At 65.5% G+C, this 16,676-nt stretch carries 18 protein-coding genes; 6 read left to right on the top strand and 12 right to left on the bottom strand.

The annotated features are described in order from the left end of the window. Window position 1 precedes the first annotated feature (1 nt). The 9 genes from Q9246_RS16930 to Q9246_RS16890 form a co-directional block, all read right to left on the bottom strand. Window positions 2–526 carry a protein YgfX gene (locus tag Q9246_RS16930; RefSeq protein ID WP_306391819.1) on the bottom strand — a complete coding sequence of 175 codons (525 nt, stop codon included), beginning with the start codon at window positions 524–526 and terminating at the stop codon, window positions 2–4. Between the two features lie 123 nt (window positions 527–649). Further along, entirely contained in the window at window positions 650–1,897 is a 1,248-nt protein-coding gene (gene fabF / locus Q9246_RS16925; protein ID WP_306391818.1) for a beta-ketoacyl-ACP synthase II, read from the bottom strand. Window positions 1,898–1,929: 32 nt separating this feature from the next. Further along, window positions 1,930–2,169 (bottom strand): acyl carrier protein, encoded by a 240-nt coding sequence (gene acpP, locus Q9246_RS16920; protein ID WP_005666812.1) that lies wholly within the window; start codon window positions 2,167–2,169, stop codon window positions 1,930–1,932. A 171-nt stretch (window positions 2,170–2,340) separates the two neighbouring features. Then, complete coding sequence (gene fabG / locus Q9246_RS16915; RefSeq protein WP_306391817.1) at window positions 2,341–3,078, bottom strand: 3-oxoacyl-ACP reductase FabG; 738 nt, start codon at window positions 3,076–3,078, stop codon at window positions 2,341–2,343. Window positions 3,079–3,110: 32 nt separating this feature from the next. Further along, window positions 3,111–4,049, bottom strand: coding sequence for an ACP S-malonyltransferase (gene fabD / locus Q9246_RS16910; RefSeq protein WP_306391816.1), 939 nt, complete (start codon window positions 4,047–4,049; stop codon window positions 3,111–3,113). A gap of 46 nt (window positions 4,050–4,095) precedes the next feature. Further along, on the bottom strand, window positions 4,096–5,082 hold the full coding sequence (locus tag Q9246_RS16905) for a beta-ketoacyl-ACP synthase III (RefSeq protein ID WP_306391815.1): 987 nt from the start codon (window positions 5,080–5,082) through the stop codon (window positions 4,096–4,098). A gap of 20 nt (window positions 5,083–5,102) precedes the next feature. Next, window positions 5,103–6,161 (bottom strand): phosphate acyltransferase PlsX, encoded by a 1,059-nt coding sequence (gene plsX / locus Q9246_RS16900; protein ID WP_306391814.1) that lies wholly within the window; start codon window positions 6,159–6,161, stop codon window positions 5,103–5,105. A gap of 216 nt (window positions 6,162–6,377) precedes the next feature. Beyond that, complete coding sequence (gene rpmF, locus Q9246_RS16895; protein ID WP_005666806.1) at window positions 6,378–6,560, bottom strand: 50S ribosomal protein L32; 183 nt, start codon at window positions 6,558–6,560, stop codon at window positions 6,378–6,380. 240 nt (window positions 6,561–6,800) lie between these two features. After that, window positions 6,801–7,298, bottom strand: a complete 498-nt coding sequence (locus tag Q9246_RS16890; RefSeq protein ID WP_306391812.1) for a YceD family protein — start codon at window positions 7,296–7,298, stop codon at window positions 6,801–6,803. An 86-nt stretch (window positions 7,299–7,384) separates the two neighbouring features. Here Q9246_RS16890 and Q9246_RS16885 point away from each other — a divergent pair, with 86 nt between their 5' ends. Then, complete coding sequence (locus tag Q9246_RS16885) at window positions 7,385–7,993, top strand: Maf-like protein (protein WP_306391811.1); 609 nt, start codon at window positions 7,385–7,387, stop codon at window positions 7,991–7,993. Window positions 7,994–8,021: 28 nt separating this feature from the next. Then, window positions 8,022–8,771, top strand: coding sequence for an SAM-dependent methyltransferase (locus tag Q9246_RS16880; protein ID WP_306391810.1), 750 nt, complete (start codon window positions 8,022–8,024; stop codon window positions 8,769–8,771). 7 nt (window positions 8,772–8,778) lie between these two features. Here Q9246_RS16880 and Q9246_RS16875 read toward each other — a convergent pair whose 3' ends face one another. The 3 genes from Q9246_RS16875 to Q9246_RS16865 all read right to left on the bottom strand — a co-directional run bounded on the left by Q9246_RS16875 (window position 8,779) and on the right by Q9246_RS16865 (window position 11,842). Further along, entirely contained in the window at window positions 8,779–10,074 is a 1,296-nt protein-coding gene (locus Q9246_RS16875; protein ID WP_306391809.1) for a TonB family protein, read from the bottom strand. Between the two features lie 45 nt (window positions 10,075–10,119). Further along, the gene (locus Q9246_RS16870; RefSeq protein WP_306391808.1) at window positions 10,120–11,406 is read right to left on the bottom strand and encodes an EAL and HDOD domain-containing protein; all 1,287 of its coding nucleotides are present in this window, start codon (window positions 11,404–11,406) and stop codon (window positions 10,120–10,122) included. 133 nt (window positions 11,407–11,539) lie between these two features. Next, entirely contained in the window at window positions 11,540–11,842 is a 303-nt protein-coding gene (locus Q9246_RS16865) for a hypothetical protein (protein WP_306391807.1), read from the bottom strand. Between Q9246_RS16865 and mreD the strand changes: the two genes are divergently transcribed. From mreD to Q9246_RS16845, 4 genes are read left to right on the top strand one after another with little or no spacing between them, the layout of a single operon-like run. Then, window positions 11,841–12,359, top strand: coding sequence for a rod shape-determining protein MreD (gene mreD / locus Q9246_RS16860; RefSeq protein ID WP_306391806.1), 519 nt, complete (start codon window positions 11,841–11,843; stop codon window positions 12,357–12,359). The genes Q9246_RS16865 and mreD overlap by 2 nt on opposite strands. 15 nt (window positions 12,360–12,374) lie before the next feature. After that, window positions 12,375–14,339, top strand: a complete 1,965-nt coding sequence (gene mrdA, locus Q9246_RS16855; protein ID WP_306391805.1) for a penicillin-binding protein 2 — start codon at window positions 12,375–12,377, stop codon at window positions 14,337–14,339. Between the two features lie 3 nt (window positions 14,340–14,342). Continuing rightward, window positions 14,343–15,461, top strand: a complete 1,119-nt coding sequence (gene rodA / locus Q9246_RS16850) for a rod shape-determining protein RodA (RefSeq protein ID WP_306391804.1) — start codon at window positions 14,343–14,345, stop codon at window positions 15,459–15,461. Window positions 15,462–15,479: 18 nt separating this feature from the next. Beyond that, window positions 15,480–16,517: a septal ring lytic transglycosylase RlpA family protein gene (locus Q9246_RS16845; protein WP_306391803.1), complete on the top strand. Its 1,038-nt coding sequence runs from the start codon at window positions 15,480–15,482 to the stop codon at window positions 16,515–16,517. Window positions 16,518–16,676 lie beyond the last annotated feature (159 nt).

Here is a 16,676-nt window from a genome sequence, read left to right as displayed (position 1 = left end):
CTTAAGAGTTGGCCCCCTGCAATAAGTTCACACTGTTTTGTATCGGGATTGTTGCTGAGCCATTTGCCAGCGCACGCACGGCCACCGCCAGCGCGCGATACTGGCCGGCCGCCACCATGTCTGGCAACAGCACCAGCGGCCAGGTCGCGCCGTCTTCGGTGCGCAGGCGCAGCAGGATGCAGCAGGGCCAGACGGTGACGCCGGGAAGCAGCATCATGGGTGAGCCCGGCGCCGGAATCCCGGCCGCTGCCGCGCCCTTCCCCAACTGCTGTTGTACCGTCAGGCGTAGCTGCCCAACTCCAGAAATATCAATCCGGCGCACCGTTGCAATCGGGGCCAAAAACAGGCGCAGCAGGGGCAGCGCGGCGAGCAGCGGCGCGCATGCGACAGCGCCGCCGAATGCGAAGCGTTCAGGCAGCAGCAGGCCCACGGCCAGGGCGGCCGCGCACAGGGATGCGCAGAAGGCGGCGAGCAGGCAGCGCAGGCGGCGCGACGGCGCGATGACAGCGGACACCGCGAGCGACATGAAGCAAGCCCCGCAATGGGCAAAACGAACGGGTGGGACGACGGGTGAAGCGGGAGGGAGCCTGCCGATGGGCAGGCTTTGATGAAGCGCCCATCCCGTTGGACCGGGATGGGGCGATCAGGTTCAGACCTTGGCGAAGATCAGCGTACCGTTGGTGCCGCCGAAACCGAAGGAGTTCTTGACGGCGTAGTCGATCTGCATCTCGCGCGCCGTGTTGGCGCAGAAGTCGAGGTCGCACTCCGGATCCTGGTTGAAGATGTTGATCGTCGGTGGCGAGACCTGGTTGTGGATCGCCAGCACGGTGAACACCGATTCCAGGCCGCCGGCGCCGCCCAGCAGGTGGCCGGTCATCGACTTGGTCGAGTTCACGACCAGGCTCTTGGCATGATCGCCGAACACGCGCTTGATGCCCTGCACTTCGGCCTTGTCGCCCAGCGGGGTCGAGGTGCCGTGCGCATTGACATACTGCACCTGGTCGACATTGATGCCGGCGTTGTTGAACGCATTGACCATGCAACGCGCCGCGCCACTGCCATCCTCGATTGGCGAGGTGATGTGGTTGGCGTCCGCGCTCATGCCGAAGCCGATGACTTCAGCATAGATCTTGGCGCCACGCGCGACGGCGTGTTCGTATTCTTCCAGCACCATGACACCGGCGCCCTCGCCCAGCACGAAGCCGTCGCGGTCGCGGTCCCAGGGACGCGAGGCGGTAGCCGGATCGTCGTTGCGGGTCGACAGCGCGCGTGCCGAGGCGAAACCGCCCAGGCCCAGCGGCGACACGGTCGATTCGGCGCCGCCCGCGATCATCACGTCGGCATCGCCGTACTCGATCAGGCGCGCTGCCGCGCCGATGCTGTGCAGGCCGGTGGTGCAGGCGGTGACGATGGACAGGTTCGGGCCGCGCAGGCCGAACTTGATCGAGAGATCGCCCGAGATCATGTTGATGATCGAGGCCGGCACGAAGAACGGCGAGATGCGGCGTGCGCCGCGGCTCGCGTATTCTTCCTTGGTCGCTTCGATCATCGGCAGGCCGCCGATGCCCGAACCGATCACCACGCCGATGCGGTCCGCGTTCTCTTCGGTGACTTCCAGGCCCGAATCCTTCAGGGCCTGGATGCCGGCTGCCATGCCGAAATGGATAAACGTATCCATGTGGCGGCCTTCCTTGCCCGGCAGGTAGTCTTCGACATTGAAATTCTTGACCTCACCAGCAAAGTGGGTCGTGAATGGCGCTGCATCAAACTTGGTGATGTTGGCAATGCCCGACTTGCCGGCCAGTGCCGCATCCCACGCTTCGGCAACGGTGTTGCCGATGGGTGAGATGCAGCCCAGGCCGGTGACGACGACACGGCGGTTGCGTGAACGACTCAAGCGATTCTCCCAAAAACTGTAAAGCTTGCTACTTAGGCCTTGACGTGCGCGGTTGCGTAGTCGATGGCTTGCTTGACGGTGGTGATTTTCTCAGCCTGCTCGTCAGGGATTTCCATTTCGAACTCGTCTTCCAGTGCCATCACCAGTTCCACGGTGTCCAGCGAGTCTGCACCGAGGTCGTCAACGAACGAGGAATCGATTTTGATGTCTGCTTCGGCAACGCCCAGTTGCTCAGCGACGATTTTTTTAACGCGTTGTTCGATATCCGACATGTTTTGGCTCCATTAAGGTATGTGTTGCGGAAAGTGCGCGCATTTTATCAGGTTTGCGACCCGAAAAACTATTTTCGGCGACTGCGGCTAATTCGCCGAAAAGTGCTGCTAAAAGTCGAGATTGCGCCTGTAACGCCTTATCACAAGAGGCAGAAAACAGGCGCATTCAAATTAATTCATGTACATGCCGCCATTCACGTGCAACTCGGTGCCCGTGATGTAGGCGGCCTGTGGACCGGCCAGGAAGGCCACCGCATGGGCGATGTCTTCCGGCTGGCCCAGGCGGCCCAGCGGAATCTGCGTCAGCAGGGCTTCGTGCTGGCCTTCGCCCAGGGCCTTGGTCATGTCGGTATCGATGAAGCCCGGCGCCACGCAGTTGACGGTGATGTTGCGGCTGCCGATCTCGCGCGCCAGCGCGCGGGTCATGCCGGCCACGCCGGCCTTGGCGGCAGCGTAGTTCATCTGGCCCGGGTTGCCGGCCGCGCCGACCACCGAGGTGATGCTGATGATGCGGCCAGCCTTGGCCTTCATCATGCCGCGCAGGACGAGACGCGACAGGCGGCCGACGGCGGTGAGATTCGTGGCGATCACGTTGTCGAACTCGTCGTCCTTCATGCGCATGGCCAGGTTGTCCTGGGTGATGCCGGCATTGTTGACCAGGATCGACAGGCTACCGTAGCCTTTCTGCACTTCGTCCACGACTTCGGCGCAGCGGCCGGCGTCGAGCACGTTGAGGACGACGCCCTTGCCGCCGAATTCGGCCAGGTAGTCCGAGATTGCCTGGGCGCCCGATTCGCTGGTGGCGGTGCCGACGACTTTCGCGCCCTGGCGCGCCAGTTCCAGCGCGATGGCCTTGCCGATGCCGCGCGATGCGCCGGTGACGAGGGCGACTTGGTTTTGCAGGTTCATGGATTCTTCCTTATTAATCATCATGCTGGACATTACGCCGATTGCATCGAGGCCAGCACGCGCTCCAGCGCGGCCTGGTCGACCAGCGCTTCGCCCACCAGGTTGGCGTCGATGCGCTTGGCCATGCCGATCAGCGTCTTGCTCGGTGCGCATTCGATGACCTGGGTCACACCCTGGGCCGCCATCTTCTGCATGGTCTCGACCCAGCGCACCGGGCCGGCGGCCTGGCGCACCAGCGCGTCCTTGATCTGTTCCGGATCGTTCAGCACGGCGACATCGACGTTGTTGATGACGTCGATCTGCGGGGCGGCGAAGGGGAGCGTGCGCATGTATTCGCGCAGGCGGTCCGACGCAGGCTTGAGCAGCGACGAGTGGAATGGCGCCGACACCGACAGTTTCATGGCGCGCTTGGCGCCCTTGGCCTTGGCGATCTCGCAGGCGCGCTCGACGGCGGCGGTATGGCCGGCGATCACGATCTGGGTCGGTTCGTTGAAGTTCACGGCTTCCACGACCTCGCCCTGCGCTGCTTCGAGGCAGACGGCGCGCACGTCGTCGGCCTGCAGGCCGAGGATAACGGCCATGCCGCCCTGCCCGACCGGCACCGCGTCCTGCATCGATTGCGCGCGGAAACGCACCAGCGGCACGGCGTCGGCGAACGGGATCACGCCGGCCGCGACCAGGGCCGAATATTCGCCCAAGCTATGGCCTGCGACCACATTCGGCACCGGGCCGCCGGCCGCGATCCAGGCGCGGTACACGGCCACTGCCGCGGTCAGCATGACCGGCTGGGTATTGGTGGTGAGGTCGAGGTCTTCCTTCGGGCCTTCGGCGATCAGGCGCTTGAGGTCGAAGCCGAGGGCATCGGAGGCTTCTTGCACCGTCTGGTCGACGACCGGATTGCCGGCAAAGCCGTTCAGCATGCCCACTGCCTGGGCGCCTTGTCCGGTGAACAGGAATGCGAATGTGCTCATCGTTGTTTTCCGTAATGTTGTTGTTCTTGGGAGCCGGGACTGGCGCTTACATGCGCGCCAGCACCGCGCCCCAGGTAAAGCCGCCGCCCACGCCTTCCATCAGGACGTTCTGGCCCGGCTTGATGCGGCCGTCGCGCACCGCCTGGTCGAGCGCCAGCGGGATCGAGGCGGCCGAGGTATTGCCGTGTTCGTTGACGGTGACGACCATCTTCTCCGGCGCCAGGCCCAGCTTCTTGGCCGTGCCGTTCATGATGCGGATATTCGCCTGGTGCGGCACCAGCCAGTCGACCTGTTCGGCGCTCATGCCGGCGTGGTCCAGCACTTCGTGCGCGACTTTCTCGAGCACCGAGACCGCCAGCTTGAACACCGCCGGGCCGTCCATGTGCAGGAAGCCGCTGCCGGCCACCGCGCCATTGGCGAGATTGCCCGGGATCGACAGGATGTGGGCGTGGCTGCCGTCGGCATGCAATTTGGCGCCGAGGATGCCCGGCTCGCTCGAGGCTTCGAGCAGCACGGCGCCGGCGCCGTCGCCGAACAGCACGCAGGTGGTGCGGTCGTTGAAGTCGACGATGCGCGAAAACACCTCGGCGCCGATCACCAGCACGCGTTTGTGGTTGCCGGACCGGATGAAAGCGTCGGCGGTCGACATCGCGTACACGAAGCCGCTGCACACGGCCGCCACGTCGAAGGCGGCGCTGCCGTTGGCCATGCCCAGCTTCTGCTGCACGATGCAGGCGGTGCTGGGGAAGCTGCCGTGGAAATCGGGGGTCGAACTGGCGACGATCACCAGGTCGACGTCGGCGGGCGTGCGGCCGGCCATCTCGAGCGCGGCGCGCGCAGCGTGCGCCGCCAGGTCGGACGACAGCTCGTCGTCGGCGGCGAAATGGCGCGCCTCGATGCCGCTGCGGGTGACGATCCACTCGTTCGAGGTCTCGACGCCACGTTCCGCCAGTTGCGCGGCGAGCTGGTCGTTGCTGACACGGTTGGCTGGCAGGTAGCTGCCGGTGCCGGTGATTTTGCTATACACAGTCATTGCTTCACCATCCTGCTGGGTTATTGCGCCTGGCGCTGGCCGTCCTGCACGGGCGCTGGGACCGGCGCCGCGGAAGGGGCGCTGGGCATCAGTTCGGCGATCAGGGCCGACAGGTGCTCCTGCACATTATTGTGCGCGGCGTCGTAGGCGCGCTTGATCGCCCACTCGAAGGCATAGGCATTGGCGCCGCCGTGGCTCTTGAATACCAGGCCCTTCAGGCCCAGCAGGCCGGCGCCATTGTAGCGTTCCGGGTTGAGCTTCTTGAGCGCCTTGCGCGCGAATACGGCGCCCAGCATCGACATGATGCTTTCCTTGAAGGTGGTCTTCATGAAGCGCGACAGGCCTTCGATCGCCTTCAGCATGACGTTGCCGACGAAGCCGTCGCACACGACGACATCGACCGTGCCCTTGAAGATGTCATTGCCTTCGACATTGCCGAAAAAGTTCAGTTTGCCACGTTCGGCATCGGCGCGCAGCAGCGCGCCGGTGGCTTTCACCACCTCGTTGCCCTTGATTTCCTCGGTGCCGACATTGAGCAGGCCGATGGTCGGACGCGGGATGCCCTCGATCGCCGAGCACAGCACCGAGCCCATGATGGCGAACTGGTGCAGGTGGTCCGGCTCGCAGTCGACGTTGGCGCCGAGGTCGAGGATATAGGTCGGGCCGCCCTTCTGGTTCGGCATGATCGAGCAGATCGCCGGGCGGTCGACGCCCGCCATGGTCTTGAGCACGTAGCGCGAGACGGCCATCAGGGCGCCGGTATTGCCGGCCGAGACGCAGGCGTGGGCGCTGCCATCCTTCACCGCCTCGATCGCCACCCGCATCGACGAATCCTTCTTGCGGCGCAGGGCCACTTCGACCGGATCGTCCATGGCGACGACTTCGGAGGCGTGCTTGACGGAGAGGCGCGGGTTGTTGTCCGCGTGGTGCTTCTTGAGTTCTGCGCGCAGCACATCTTCGACGCCAACGAGCACGAGCTCGGCGTCAGCTTGCTTTTTGAGAAAGGAGATGGCTGCCGGAATGGTAACTGAGGGGCCGTGATCGCCGCCCATGCAGTCAATGGATATTTTAATTGTCATTTGTTGGAGATGCCGCGGCTCACACGGGACGGGCGGCCAGAGGGGATCGGGTGGTGGCGGGAACGCGCACGGGATCCAGGCTGTTCAACATGACGGTGCCAGGAGCGTTGACTCCCAGGATGCAGCCGGTTACTGAGCAGATGCCAAAGAAAAAGCGGCGCCACGCAGATGATATACGTTGCGCCGCTTTCATGATGCTAAAAGCCAGAACGTCGATTACTCGTCGTTCTTGGTCTTCAGGACCTTGCGACCACGGTAGAAACCGTTTGGCGAGATGTGGTGACGCAGGTGGGTTTCACCGGTGGTCGGCTCGACTGCCAGGTTAGGGGCGGTCAGGAAATCGTGCGAACGGTGCATGCCGCGCTTCGATGGGGATTTCTTATTCTGTTGAACTGCCATGATAACTCCTAGTACAAAGTTCTAAAATTTTAACACAATCGATATGCAAGAAACATGCAAGTCGAGTATCTCGGCGGCAGATCTAAATGACTGCCGACATGTTGAACGCTGCTACAACTACCGCGAATGCCATACTCGATTGCACGCGTCTGACACGTTATTTTGCAGAATTTGGACGACATTGTTTCTACGCTGCCGCCACCGTACTGCGAATCCTGTCTTGCTGATTTTTACTACCTTTTAGTCCGCCTTCAGGTTCTTGAGAGCGGCGAAAGGCGACACTTTATCCGTTTTCAGGCTATCGAGCAAGCCCGTATCCGGACAAACGTCGTGTCGCGGCGATTGCGGCAGCGCCAGCAACGCCTCATCCTCGAGCAGGTCGCGGATGTCGCAGGTGCGACTGCCGACGATCACGTCGATGCTTTCGTCGTCGAGGATTTCCTCGATGGCATCGGCATCGGCGTCATCCTGGCCCAGCACCAGCATGGTCGACGAATCGATCTCATAGTCCAGCGGCTGCAGGCAACGCTGGCAGACCAGCTTCACGTGACCGGCAACGGCCAGGGTCAGCGACGGATAACCCTGGCGGGTCTGGCCGCCGTCGATGGACCAGCGGATGTCGCCGCTCTTCTCCACGCTTTCGGCAGCCAGGCGCGGCATGTCGACCAGGGGCGTGCTGCCTTCACGATGGCCGTCGTTCTTGCAAAACTCGAAGGCGTCGATGACGAAAGCGCTCATTTGGAAATCTACCCCGGAAAACCTGCGATAATAGCAGGCTTTTCGCGGCAGCGCCAAAAAACCGTCGCATTTCTCTCACAGCGCCCATGACACCGACATCCGCCCCCTTGATTCTCGCCTCGAGCTCGGCCTATCGGCGCGAACTGCTGCAACGGCTCGGCCTGCCCTTCGAGGCTATCGCGCCCGAGATCGATGAAACGCCCCATGACGGCGAAACGCCGCAAGCCACCGCCCTGCGCCTGGCGCGCGAGAAAGCGCAGGCCGTTGCCCGGCTCCACCCGGGCGCGCTGGTAATCGGTTCCGACCAGGTCGCCACGCTCGACGGGCTGCAGATCGGCAAGCCGGGCGACCATGCGCGTGCGCTGGCCCAGCTGCAACTGATGCGCGGCCGTGAAGTCGTGTTCCATACGGCCCTTTGCCTGTGGGATGGGCGCGTCGCCGATCCGGCATTGGCAGCGCAGGTCGAGAACGTGCAGGTGCGGGTGGCGTTTCGCGACCTGCCCGACCATGAACTCGACGCCTACCTGCGCATCGAGCAGCCGTACGACTGCGCCGGCAGCGCCAAGAACGAAGGATTGGGCATTGCCCTGCTCGAGCGCATCCAGTCGGACGACCCCACCGCCCTCACCGGCCTGCCGCTGATCGCCCTGACCGGCATGCTGCGCAAGGCCGGCGTGCAGTTTTTTCGCAACTGAGTTTGGCACCTAATTTATCGATCGCATCATGCCCGGCACCCTGTACCTGATTCCAAACACCCTCGGCCCGCTCGACGCCGCTCCCGGCGCCCTGAACAATCTGCTGCCCACCCAGGTGCAGGCGCTGACGAGCCGGCTCGATTATTTCGTGGCCGAGAACGCCAAGACCGCGCGCGCCTTTTTGAAATTGATTGCAATCGACCACCCGCTGGCGAAACCGCTGCAGGAAATCGCGATCGCAGAACTGAACGTGAACACGCCGCCAGCGGCGCTGGCGCAACTACTGGCGCCGCTGCTGGCGGGCCGCGACGCCGGACTGGTGTCGGAAGCCGGCGTGCCGGCGGTGGCCGATCCCGGCGCCGACCTGGTGCGCCTGGCCCACCAGCACGGCATCGCGGTGCGGCCGCTGGTCGGCCCGTCGTCGCTGCTGCTGGCCGTCATGGCGAGCGGCCTGAATGGCCAGAGCTTCGCCTTCAACGGCTACCTGCCGACCGACGCGGCCCAGCGCGGCAAGCGCATCCAGGAGCTGGAAAAGCGTTCGCGCGCCGAGCGCCAGACCCAGTTGCTGATCGAGACGCCCTACCGTAACGGCGCCATGCTGGAAGCGCTGGCGGCAACTTGCCAGCCCGGCACGCTGATCTGCGTGGCGACCGACCTGACGCTGCCGACCGAGTCGGTGCGCACCCTGACGGCAGCCAAGTGGAAGGCCGCGCTGGCCGCCAATAAAGGGCCGGACTTCCACAAGAAGCCGACCGTGTTCCTGTTCCTGGGGCAGTAAGCCGCCGTCAGAACCGCGGGCCGGGATCAAGCCGTTCCACGCACTGTTCCTCGGTCGTCGGCCGGATCGTGCTCTGCAGCGCGGAAAGCGCCGCGGGGTCCGATCCAGCCCGGATCCTGAGATACCGCATGGCGGACCGGCAGTTGCCCAGCCGCTGGCCGTGCCGGAACAGCGCCGTCGCCAGGCCGGCTTCGCCGCGCCGCTCCACGACCAGTCCATAGCGATAGAAGGCGGCCGGATCGCGCCCCTTCATGCCTGCCTCGTACAGCGCCAGCACCTCGTCCGCCTCTTTTGCCTCTGCACGGCCGGCCTCGATCAGCGTGGCCAGCGCCGTTTCGGCACGTCCGCTGCTGCGCCCCAGCGCCCGCCGATACAGGGCGGCTGCCTGCGCATCGTCCGGCTCGTTGCCGACGCCCAGCTCGAAGCTGCGCCCGAGATAATAGAGCCCGGCCGGATAGTTCGCCGCCGCCGCACGCGCCAGCCACTGCGCGCCCGGGGCCCGCGTCTCGTTGTACGCGGCGCGCTGCAATTGCAGCAGGCCGAGCCGCACCTGGGCGGCGGCCAATCCGCCTTCGGCCGACCGGGTCAGCCAATGCCGCGCCTTGTCCGTATCTTGCTCGCCGGCGCTGCCATGCTGGTAGGACCAGGACAGGTTGGCCTGAGCCCAGCCATGTCCCTGCTCCGCCGCCTGCGCATACCAGTGGGCCGCTTGCACCCGATCGCGCGGCACGCCCGCCCCACGGTTGTACAGCACGCCCAGATTGTTCTGGGCGATCGCATCGCCCTGCTCCGCCGCGCGCCGGTACCAGGCGGCGGCCTGCGCCATATCGTGCTTGACGTAGCTTCCATGCTCATGCCAGGCGCCCAGCCGGTTCTGGGCGACGGGATCGCCGGCGGCGGCCAGTCGCTGCGTACTGTCGACCACCGCGGGATCGAGCGCCCTTGGTGCATCACCGGGTGTCCAGACGAATTGCGCCTTGAACCAGTGGTTCGAGGGCTTGCCGAGTGTCGTGAGCGCGTGGAAAGCGCACTTGCGGATGCCGGCCAGCGCCGCCGCGTCGAGATCGTCCCGGCCGCTGGACACCGCGACACGGACGTCGGTGATGGCGCCCTCGGCATCGACCCGGATCTCCAGCGTCGATTTGCCGCCGGCCCGTTGCGCCAGCGCGGAGGGCGGATAGGCAGGACGGGCGCAGGCGTACAGGTCGAGCTTCATCACTTGCCGAATGCGATCCTGCTCGGCGGAATCATGGACGGAGGCGACGGCTGCGGCGGCGGCAAGGAACAGGATGGCGAGACTCATCCCATGACTGTAGCGCCAGACGAGGCGCTACACGCTCACGAAATGTCACGCATCCGGCATCGGTTGCTGGACGTCGGTGGTCAGCTCGCGCACCCAGTCGAAGGCGGCCATTTCGATCTCGCGCACCTCGGCCACCGTCAGGCCGATCTTTTTCAGCGCGCTGGCGAGCTTGCGGCCGCCTTCGGCCGCCTCGAGCAGCTCGGCGATGTGCAGCATGGTGCCGAAGTCGCCTTCGCGCTCGAGCAAGGCTTCGCGCACGTCGTGCGCGATGTCGACGTGGGCCAGGATGTCGGCCATCTTGACCGAGAACAGGGCCTCGGCCAGCGACATGATGCCCACCGTGAAGGCGCGGTCGGCGCTTGCGGTATCGCCCGGCCGTACGCGCAGGGTCATCAATTCGAGCAGCTTGCCGCGCGTGGTGGCCAGCTGCAGCAGCGGCGAGGTGAGCTCGACCCGGGCGCCGGCCGCCGTGTACAGCAGGATCTGCAACCAGCGCCCCAGCTGGCGTCGCCCGAGCTGCACCAGGGCCTGTGACAGCGATTCGATGCGCGGCCCCGGCACGGCGCGGCTGTTCACCAGGCGCAGCAGGTTCAGGCTGATCAGGGCGTCGCGCTTGACCGCCGATTCGATCGCCTGGCTGTCGGCATTCGAGTTGACCAGTTCCAGCAGGCGCAGGATGGTGATTTCGGACGGCGTGATCTTGCGTCCGCTGAGGATCACGGGACGCGCAAAATAATAGCCCTGGAAGTATTCGAAACCGAGTTCCATGCACAGCTTGAATTCGTCGATGGTCTCGACCTTTTCGGCCAGCAGGCGCTTGCCGGTGCCGCGCAGCGAATCGACCAGCTGCGCCAGCTCGTTCGGGGCCACGCCCTTGACGTCGACCTTGATGATGTCGACCAGCTGCACCAGCTGGTCGAGTTCGCGCGAATGCTCGACCACGTCGTCGACCGCGAACTTGAAGCCGAGTTCCTTGAGTTCGGCCACCCGCGCCAGCAAGCTTGGCGTGGGCTTCACGGTCTCGAGGATTTCCAGGATCACCTTATGGGACGGCAAGAAGCGCACGAAGTCGCTCATGAGGACCACTTCGTCGACGTTCACGAAGGCGAGCTGGTCGCCCACCACCTGCTCCATGCCGAGCTGGGATGCATGCGAGATGACGGCGGCGGTGGCGGCAGCACCGTCGGTCAGCTTGGCGTCGTCGTCCTCGCCGGCAGCGCGAAACAGCAGCTCGAACGCCACCAGGTGCTGGTCGCGCCCGAGGATGGGCTGACGCGCAAGAAAGAAATCATCGGACGGTACGGAGACCGCTGCCGTTGCATCGGCGTGCATCGAACAATACTCCTGGAAACAGTCACGGCAGCGCGCCGCGCCCGGTAGAGCGCACCCGCGACCCACCCACGCCGACTATACTACAAAATTGCTAATCTTAGCATTTCGACATCGAATCGAACACCGCCAAAGGTCAGCCGCCGCGCCCTCCCTGGCGGCTGCGGCCGTTGCGCGGTGCGCTCGGGGCGGATGGGCGCGCAGCGCTGGTGCGCGGGGCGCGTGGAGCGCCTTCGTGTGGGGCTGCGTCGCGCGGCGCCGCAGTGCGCGGTGCGCCATCGCGCGGTGCACCGTCGCGCGGCATGGCCGCCAGCGGGACGCCCGCGCCAGCCAATGGCGCGCCCGCGCCGGCCACCCAGCCGGCGGCGCGCCCGTCCACCCCACCCGCAACGACCGCGACCGCCCCCGTGCCGGCCGCCCGCACGGAGTAAGCCGCCATGCCCGGTAGCCGTCCGCATTACATCCTGTTGCCCGTCAGCCCGCTGTTCATCGCCTTCAGCCTGGTGTGCGCCTTCATGCTCAACCTGATGCCCTGGGGGCGCTGGGTCGGGGCGCCCGACTTCGTCGCGCTGGTGCTGGTGTTCTGGGGCATCCACCAGCCGCGCAAGGTCGGCATCGGCGTCGCATTCTGCATGGGCCTGTTGATGGACGTGCATGACGCCAGCCTGCTGGGCGAGAACGCGCTCGCCTACACCTTGCTGTCCTACCTGGCCATCATGATCCACCGCCGCGTGCTGTGGTTCCCGCTGATGACCCAGGCCATGCACGTGTTCCCGCTGCTGCTGCTGGCCCAGGCCATCCAGCTGGTGGTGCACTTCGTGGTGTCCGGCCGCTTCCCCGGCCTGCTGCAATTCGTCGAGAGCGTGGTCGCGATCGTCCTGTGGCCGGTGATCACCTGGCTGCTGCTGGCGCCGCAACGGCGCGCCGTCGACCGCGACCACACCCGCCCGATCTGACCAGGTTCCAGCCGCATGACAGAGTTCAAGGACAGCGACCGCGAGATCCACCAGTTCCGGATGCGCCTCACGGCGCTGGTGGCCCTCGTCTTCATCTGCTTCGGCCTGCTGGTCGCGCGCGTGGTCTGGCTGCAGGTGCTGCACCACGACCAGTACGCGGCCCAGGCCGAGGACAACCGCATCGCACTGGTGCCGATAGTGCCGAACCGCGGCCTGATCGTGGACCGCAACGGCGTGGTCCTGGCGCGCAACTATTCCGCCTACACGCTCGAGATCACGCCATCCAAGCTGCAGTCCAATCTCGAGTCGGTGATCGACGAACTGGCCAAGCTGGTCGAGATCGACGCCCGCGACCGGCGCCGCTTCAAGCGCCTGCGCGAAGAGTCGCGCAGCTTCGCCAGCATCCCGCTGCGCACCCGCCTGACCGACGACGAAGTAGCGCGCTTCACCGCCCAGCGCTTCCGCTTCCCGGGCGTCGAGGTGCAGGCGCGCCTGTTCCGCCAGTATCCGATGGGCGAAGTGGCCTCGCACGTGATCGGCTACATCGGCCGCATCAACGCCAAGGAGGCGGCCGCGATCGAGGAGGGCGACGACGCCGCCAACTACAACGGCACCGACCATATCGGCAAGGAAGGCGTCGAGAAGCGCTACGAGCGCCAGCTGCACGGCACCACCGGCTACGAGCAGGTCGAGCGCTCGGCCGGCGGCCGCGCGATCCGCACGCTCAAGCGCACGGCGCCGGTCCCGGGCAGCAACCTGATCCTGTCGATCGACATCGAGCTGCAGAAGGTGGCCGAGGAAGCCTTCGGCAACTACCGCGGCGCGCTGGTGGCGATCGAGCCGTCCACCGGCGACGTGCTGGCCTATGTGTCGCGGCCCGGCTTCGACCCCAACCTGTTCGTCGACGGCATCGACTCCCAGAGCTGGAACGAACTGAATACCTCGCTGGACCGTCCGCTGATGAACCGGCCGCTGTCGGGCACCTATCCGCCCGGCTCGACCTTCAAGCCATTCATGTCGCTGGCCGCGCTCGAGATGGGCTTCCGCCGCCCGCAGGATGCGATCCGCGATCCCGGCTTCTTCATCCTGGGCGGGCACCGCTTCAACGACGACAAGCCGGGCGGCCACGGCATCGTCAATATGTACCACTCGATCGCGCACTCCTGCGACACCTATTACTACCAGCTCGGCAACGAGATGGGGATCGACAACATCTCGAAGTTCATGCGCGAATTCGGCTTCGGCCAGCCGACCGGGATCGACCTCGATCACGAAAAGGTCGGCGTGCTGCCGTCGAAGGAGTGGAAGGCCGAGCGCTTCAAGCGCAGCCGCGCGGCCCAGAAATGGGTGGGCGGCGACACCATCTCGATCTCGATCGGGCAGGGCTTCAACCACTACACCATGCTGCAGCTCGCGCATGCGACCGCGATCCTGGCCAACGACGGCGTGGTGATGAAGCCGCACCTGGTCAAGATGGTCGAGGACGGCGTCACCCGCGAGCGTACCCTCACGGTACCCAAGGAAACCCGGCGCCTGGCGATGAAGCAGGAACACCTCGACTTCATCAAGGATGCGATGGCCGGCGTGATGCGCGAAGGCACCGGGCAGCGCGCCTTCTCCGGCGCCATGTACACCTCGGCCGGCAAGACCGGCACCGCGCAGGTGATCGGCCTGCGCGGCAAGAAGTACGATGCCAACGCAATCGACGAACGCCATCGCGACAATGCGCTGTTCACCGCCTTCGCGCCGGTCGAGCAGCCGCGCATCGCGCTGGCGATGATCGTCGAGAATGCCGGTTTCGGCGGCGTCGTGGCGGCGCCGATTGCGCGCAAGGTGCTCGACTACGCCCTGCTCGGCAAGCGTCCGGCGCCGCCGCCGGAGCCGAAAAGCCCGGCCAAGAAAGCGGCGCCTGCACCTGCGCCCGCGCCAACCCCGGTGGTCGTGGCCGCAAGTCCTGTCACCGCCACCCGAACCGAATAAGCCATGGCCCATATTCCAGAACGACGCTCGCTGCGGCGCCGCCTGCGCCCCTATTTCACGGTGTTCGACCTGCCGCTGACCCTGATCCTGGGCATGCTGGTGACGATCAGCATGGTCACCATGATGTCGGCCGGCGCCGACTTCCCGGACCGGGTCGAGCACCAGATCCGCAACTTCCTGCTGTCGTTCGCCGTCATGTGGATCGCCGCGAACATCGCGCCCCAGACCCTGATGCGCCTGGCGGTGCCGATCTACACGATCGGCGTCAGCCTGCTGATCGCGGTGGCGCTGTTCGGCCTGATCAAGAAGGGCGCGCGGCGCTGGCTGCACATCGGGGTGATCGACATCCAGCCGTCCGAGATCATGAAGATCGGCCTGCCGCTGATGCTGGCCTGGTATTTCCAGACCCGGGCCCAGGTCGCGGAGTGGAAGCATTACATCATCGCGGCCGTGATCCTGTTCATCCCGGTGGCCCTGATCATGGAGCAGCCCGACCTCGGCACCTCGCTGCTGGTCGCATCCTCGGGCCTGTACGTGATCTTCCTGGCCGGCGTGTCGTGGAAGGCGATCGCCGCGGTGACGGTGTCGGTGCTGGCCTTCCTGCCGATCGGCTGGTCGATGATGCACGACTACCAGCGCCAGCGGGTGATGACGCTGATCGATCCGACCTCGGACCCGCTGGGCAAGGGCTTCCACATCATCCAGTCGATCATCGCCATCGGTTCCGGCGGCGTGACCGGCAAGGGCTATATGCAGGGCACCCAGGGCTATCTCGAATTCGTCCCGGAACGCACCACCGACTTCGTGTTCTCGGTGTATTCGGAGGAATTCGGCCTGGTCGGCAACCTGTTCCTGCTATTCGTCTACCTGCTGCTGATCGGGCGCGGCCTGATGATCGCGGCCAATGCGCCGAACGCCTTCGGGCGGCTGCTGGCCGGCTCGATCGCGATGATTTTCTTCACCTATGCCTTCGTCAACATGGGCATGGTGGCCGGGATCTTGCCGGTGGTGGGTGTGCCGCTGCCCTTCATGAGCTATGGTGGCACGGCCTTTATCACGCTCGGACTTGGCGCCGGCATATTGATGAGTATTCAAAGACATCGTAAACTAGTGCAGACCTAATACCATGGAGGACGGCCAATGGGCGTTCGTACAAGCTTCCTGGCGGTCATACCGGTTGCCATTTTCGTATCGGCCTGCAGCAGCACGGGAGAGCACAAGAAGCTCAATCCCGTCCCCTGGCCCCACAAGCCGACCGCCAAGCACGGCAAGGCGCCCCAGCTGCCGGCCGCCAAGTCGGGCCGCGGCGGCTACTACAAGGACGATGGCCCGGGCGACAACATCCCCGACGGCCTGCTCGACGTGCCCGACGCCGTGGTCAAGGCCGAGCCGTTCAACAAATGGACCAGCCGCCCGTACACGGTGCTGGGCAAGACCTACACGCCGCTGGACGACGATGCGCCGTATTCCGCGCGCGGCGTCAGCACCTGGTATGGCGTCAAGTTTCATGGCCAGCGCACCGCGTCGGGCGAACTGTACGATATGTACAAGATGACGGCCGCGCATCCGACCCTGCCGATCCCTTCCTATGTGCGCGTCACGAGCCTCGACACCGGCAATTCGGTGGTGGTGCGCATCAACGACCGCGGCCCGTTCCACTCCAGCCGCATCATCGACGTCTCGTACACCGCAGCGCTCAAGCTCGGCCTGCTGGGCAAGGGCAGCCACGAAGTGGAAATCGAGCGCCTGTTCCCGGGCGACCCGATCGTCCCGCCGGCCCGGATCGCGGCCGCGCGCCGCGAAGTCACCTCGATCGCGCAATCGGCGCCGCCCGAGATCGAGGCGCTGATGCTCGAGGACCGGATCCACTCCGACAGCGCGGCGCTGGTCAGCCAGGCCGAACCCGCATCCGCATCCGCACCCGCATCGTCCGCGCCGGCGGCGGCCGCCGGCCGCTATTTCATCCAGCTCGGCGCCTATGGCCGCGCCGGCACCGCCGAAGCGATGAGCGAGAAGATCGCCAATGCCGGCGTCGAACTGGGCGCGCTCGAAGTGGTGAAGGTAGGGACGCTGAATCGCCTGTACGGCGGCCCGTACGCGAGCCGCGCCGAGGCGGCCGAGGCCATGCGCGCGCTGCCGGCAAGCCTCGGCTTCAAGCCGATCGTGGTCCGGCGCTGATCCGGCGGCCATGCGCCAGGCCGGACCTTGACGGCGCCATGAAAAATGGCCGGCGAACCGGCCATCCGTGTATGCGAAGGAAACCGCTTGCGCCGCAGCGGCGCCACGGCGGCGACGGGCGAAGGCGATGGCGGCCAGGCCGGCGCCGGCCAGCAGGAC

Source organism: Telluria beijingensis (assembly GCF_030770395.1).
GTDB classification, from domain to species: domain Bacteria; phylum Pseudomonadota; class Gammaproteobacteria; order Burkholderiales; family Burkholderiaceae_D; genus Telluria; species Telluria beijingensis.
This window is presented reverse-complemented; position numbering and strand designations above follow the sequence as displayed.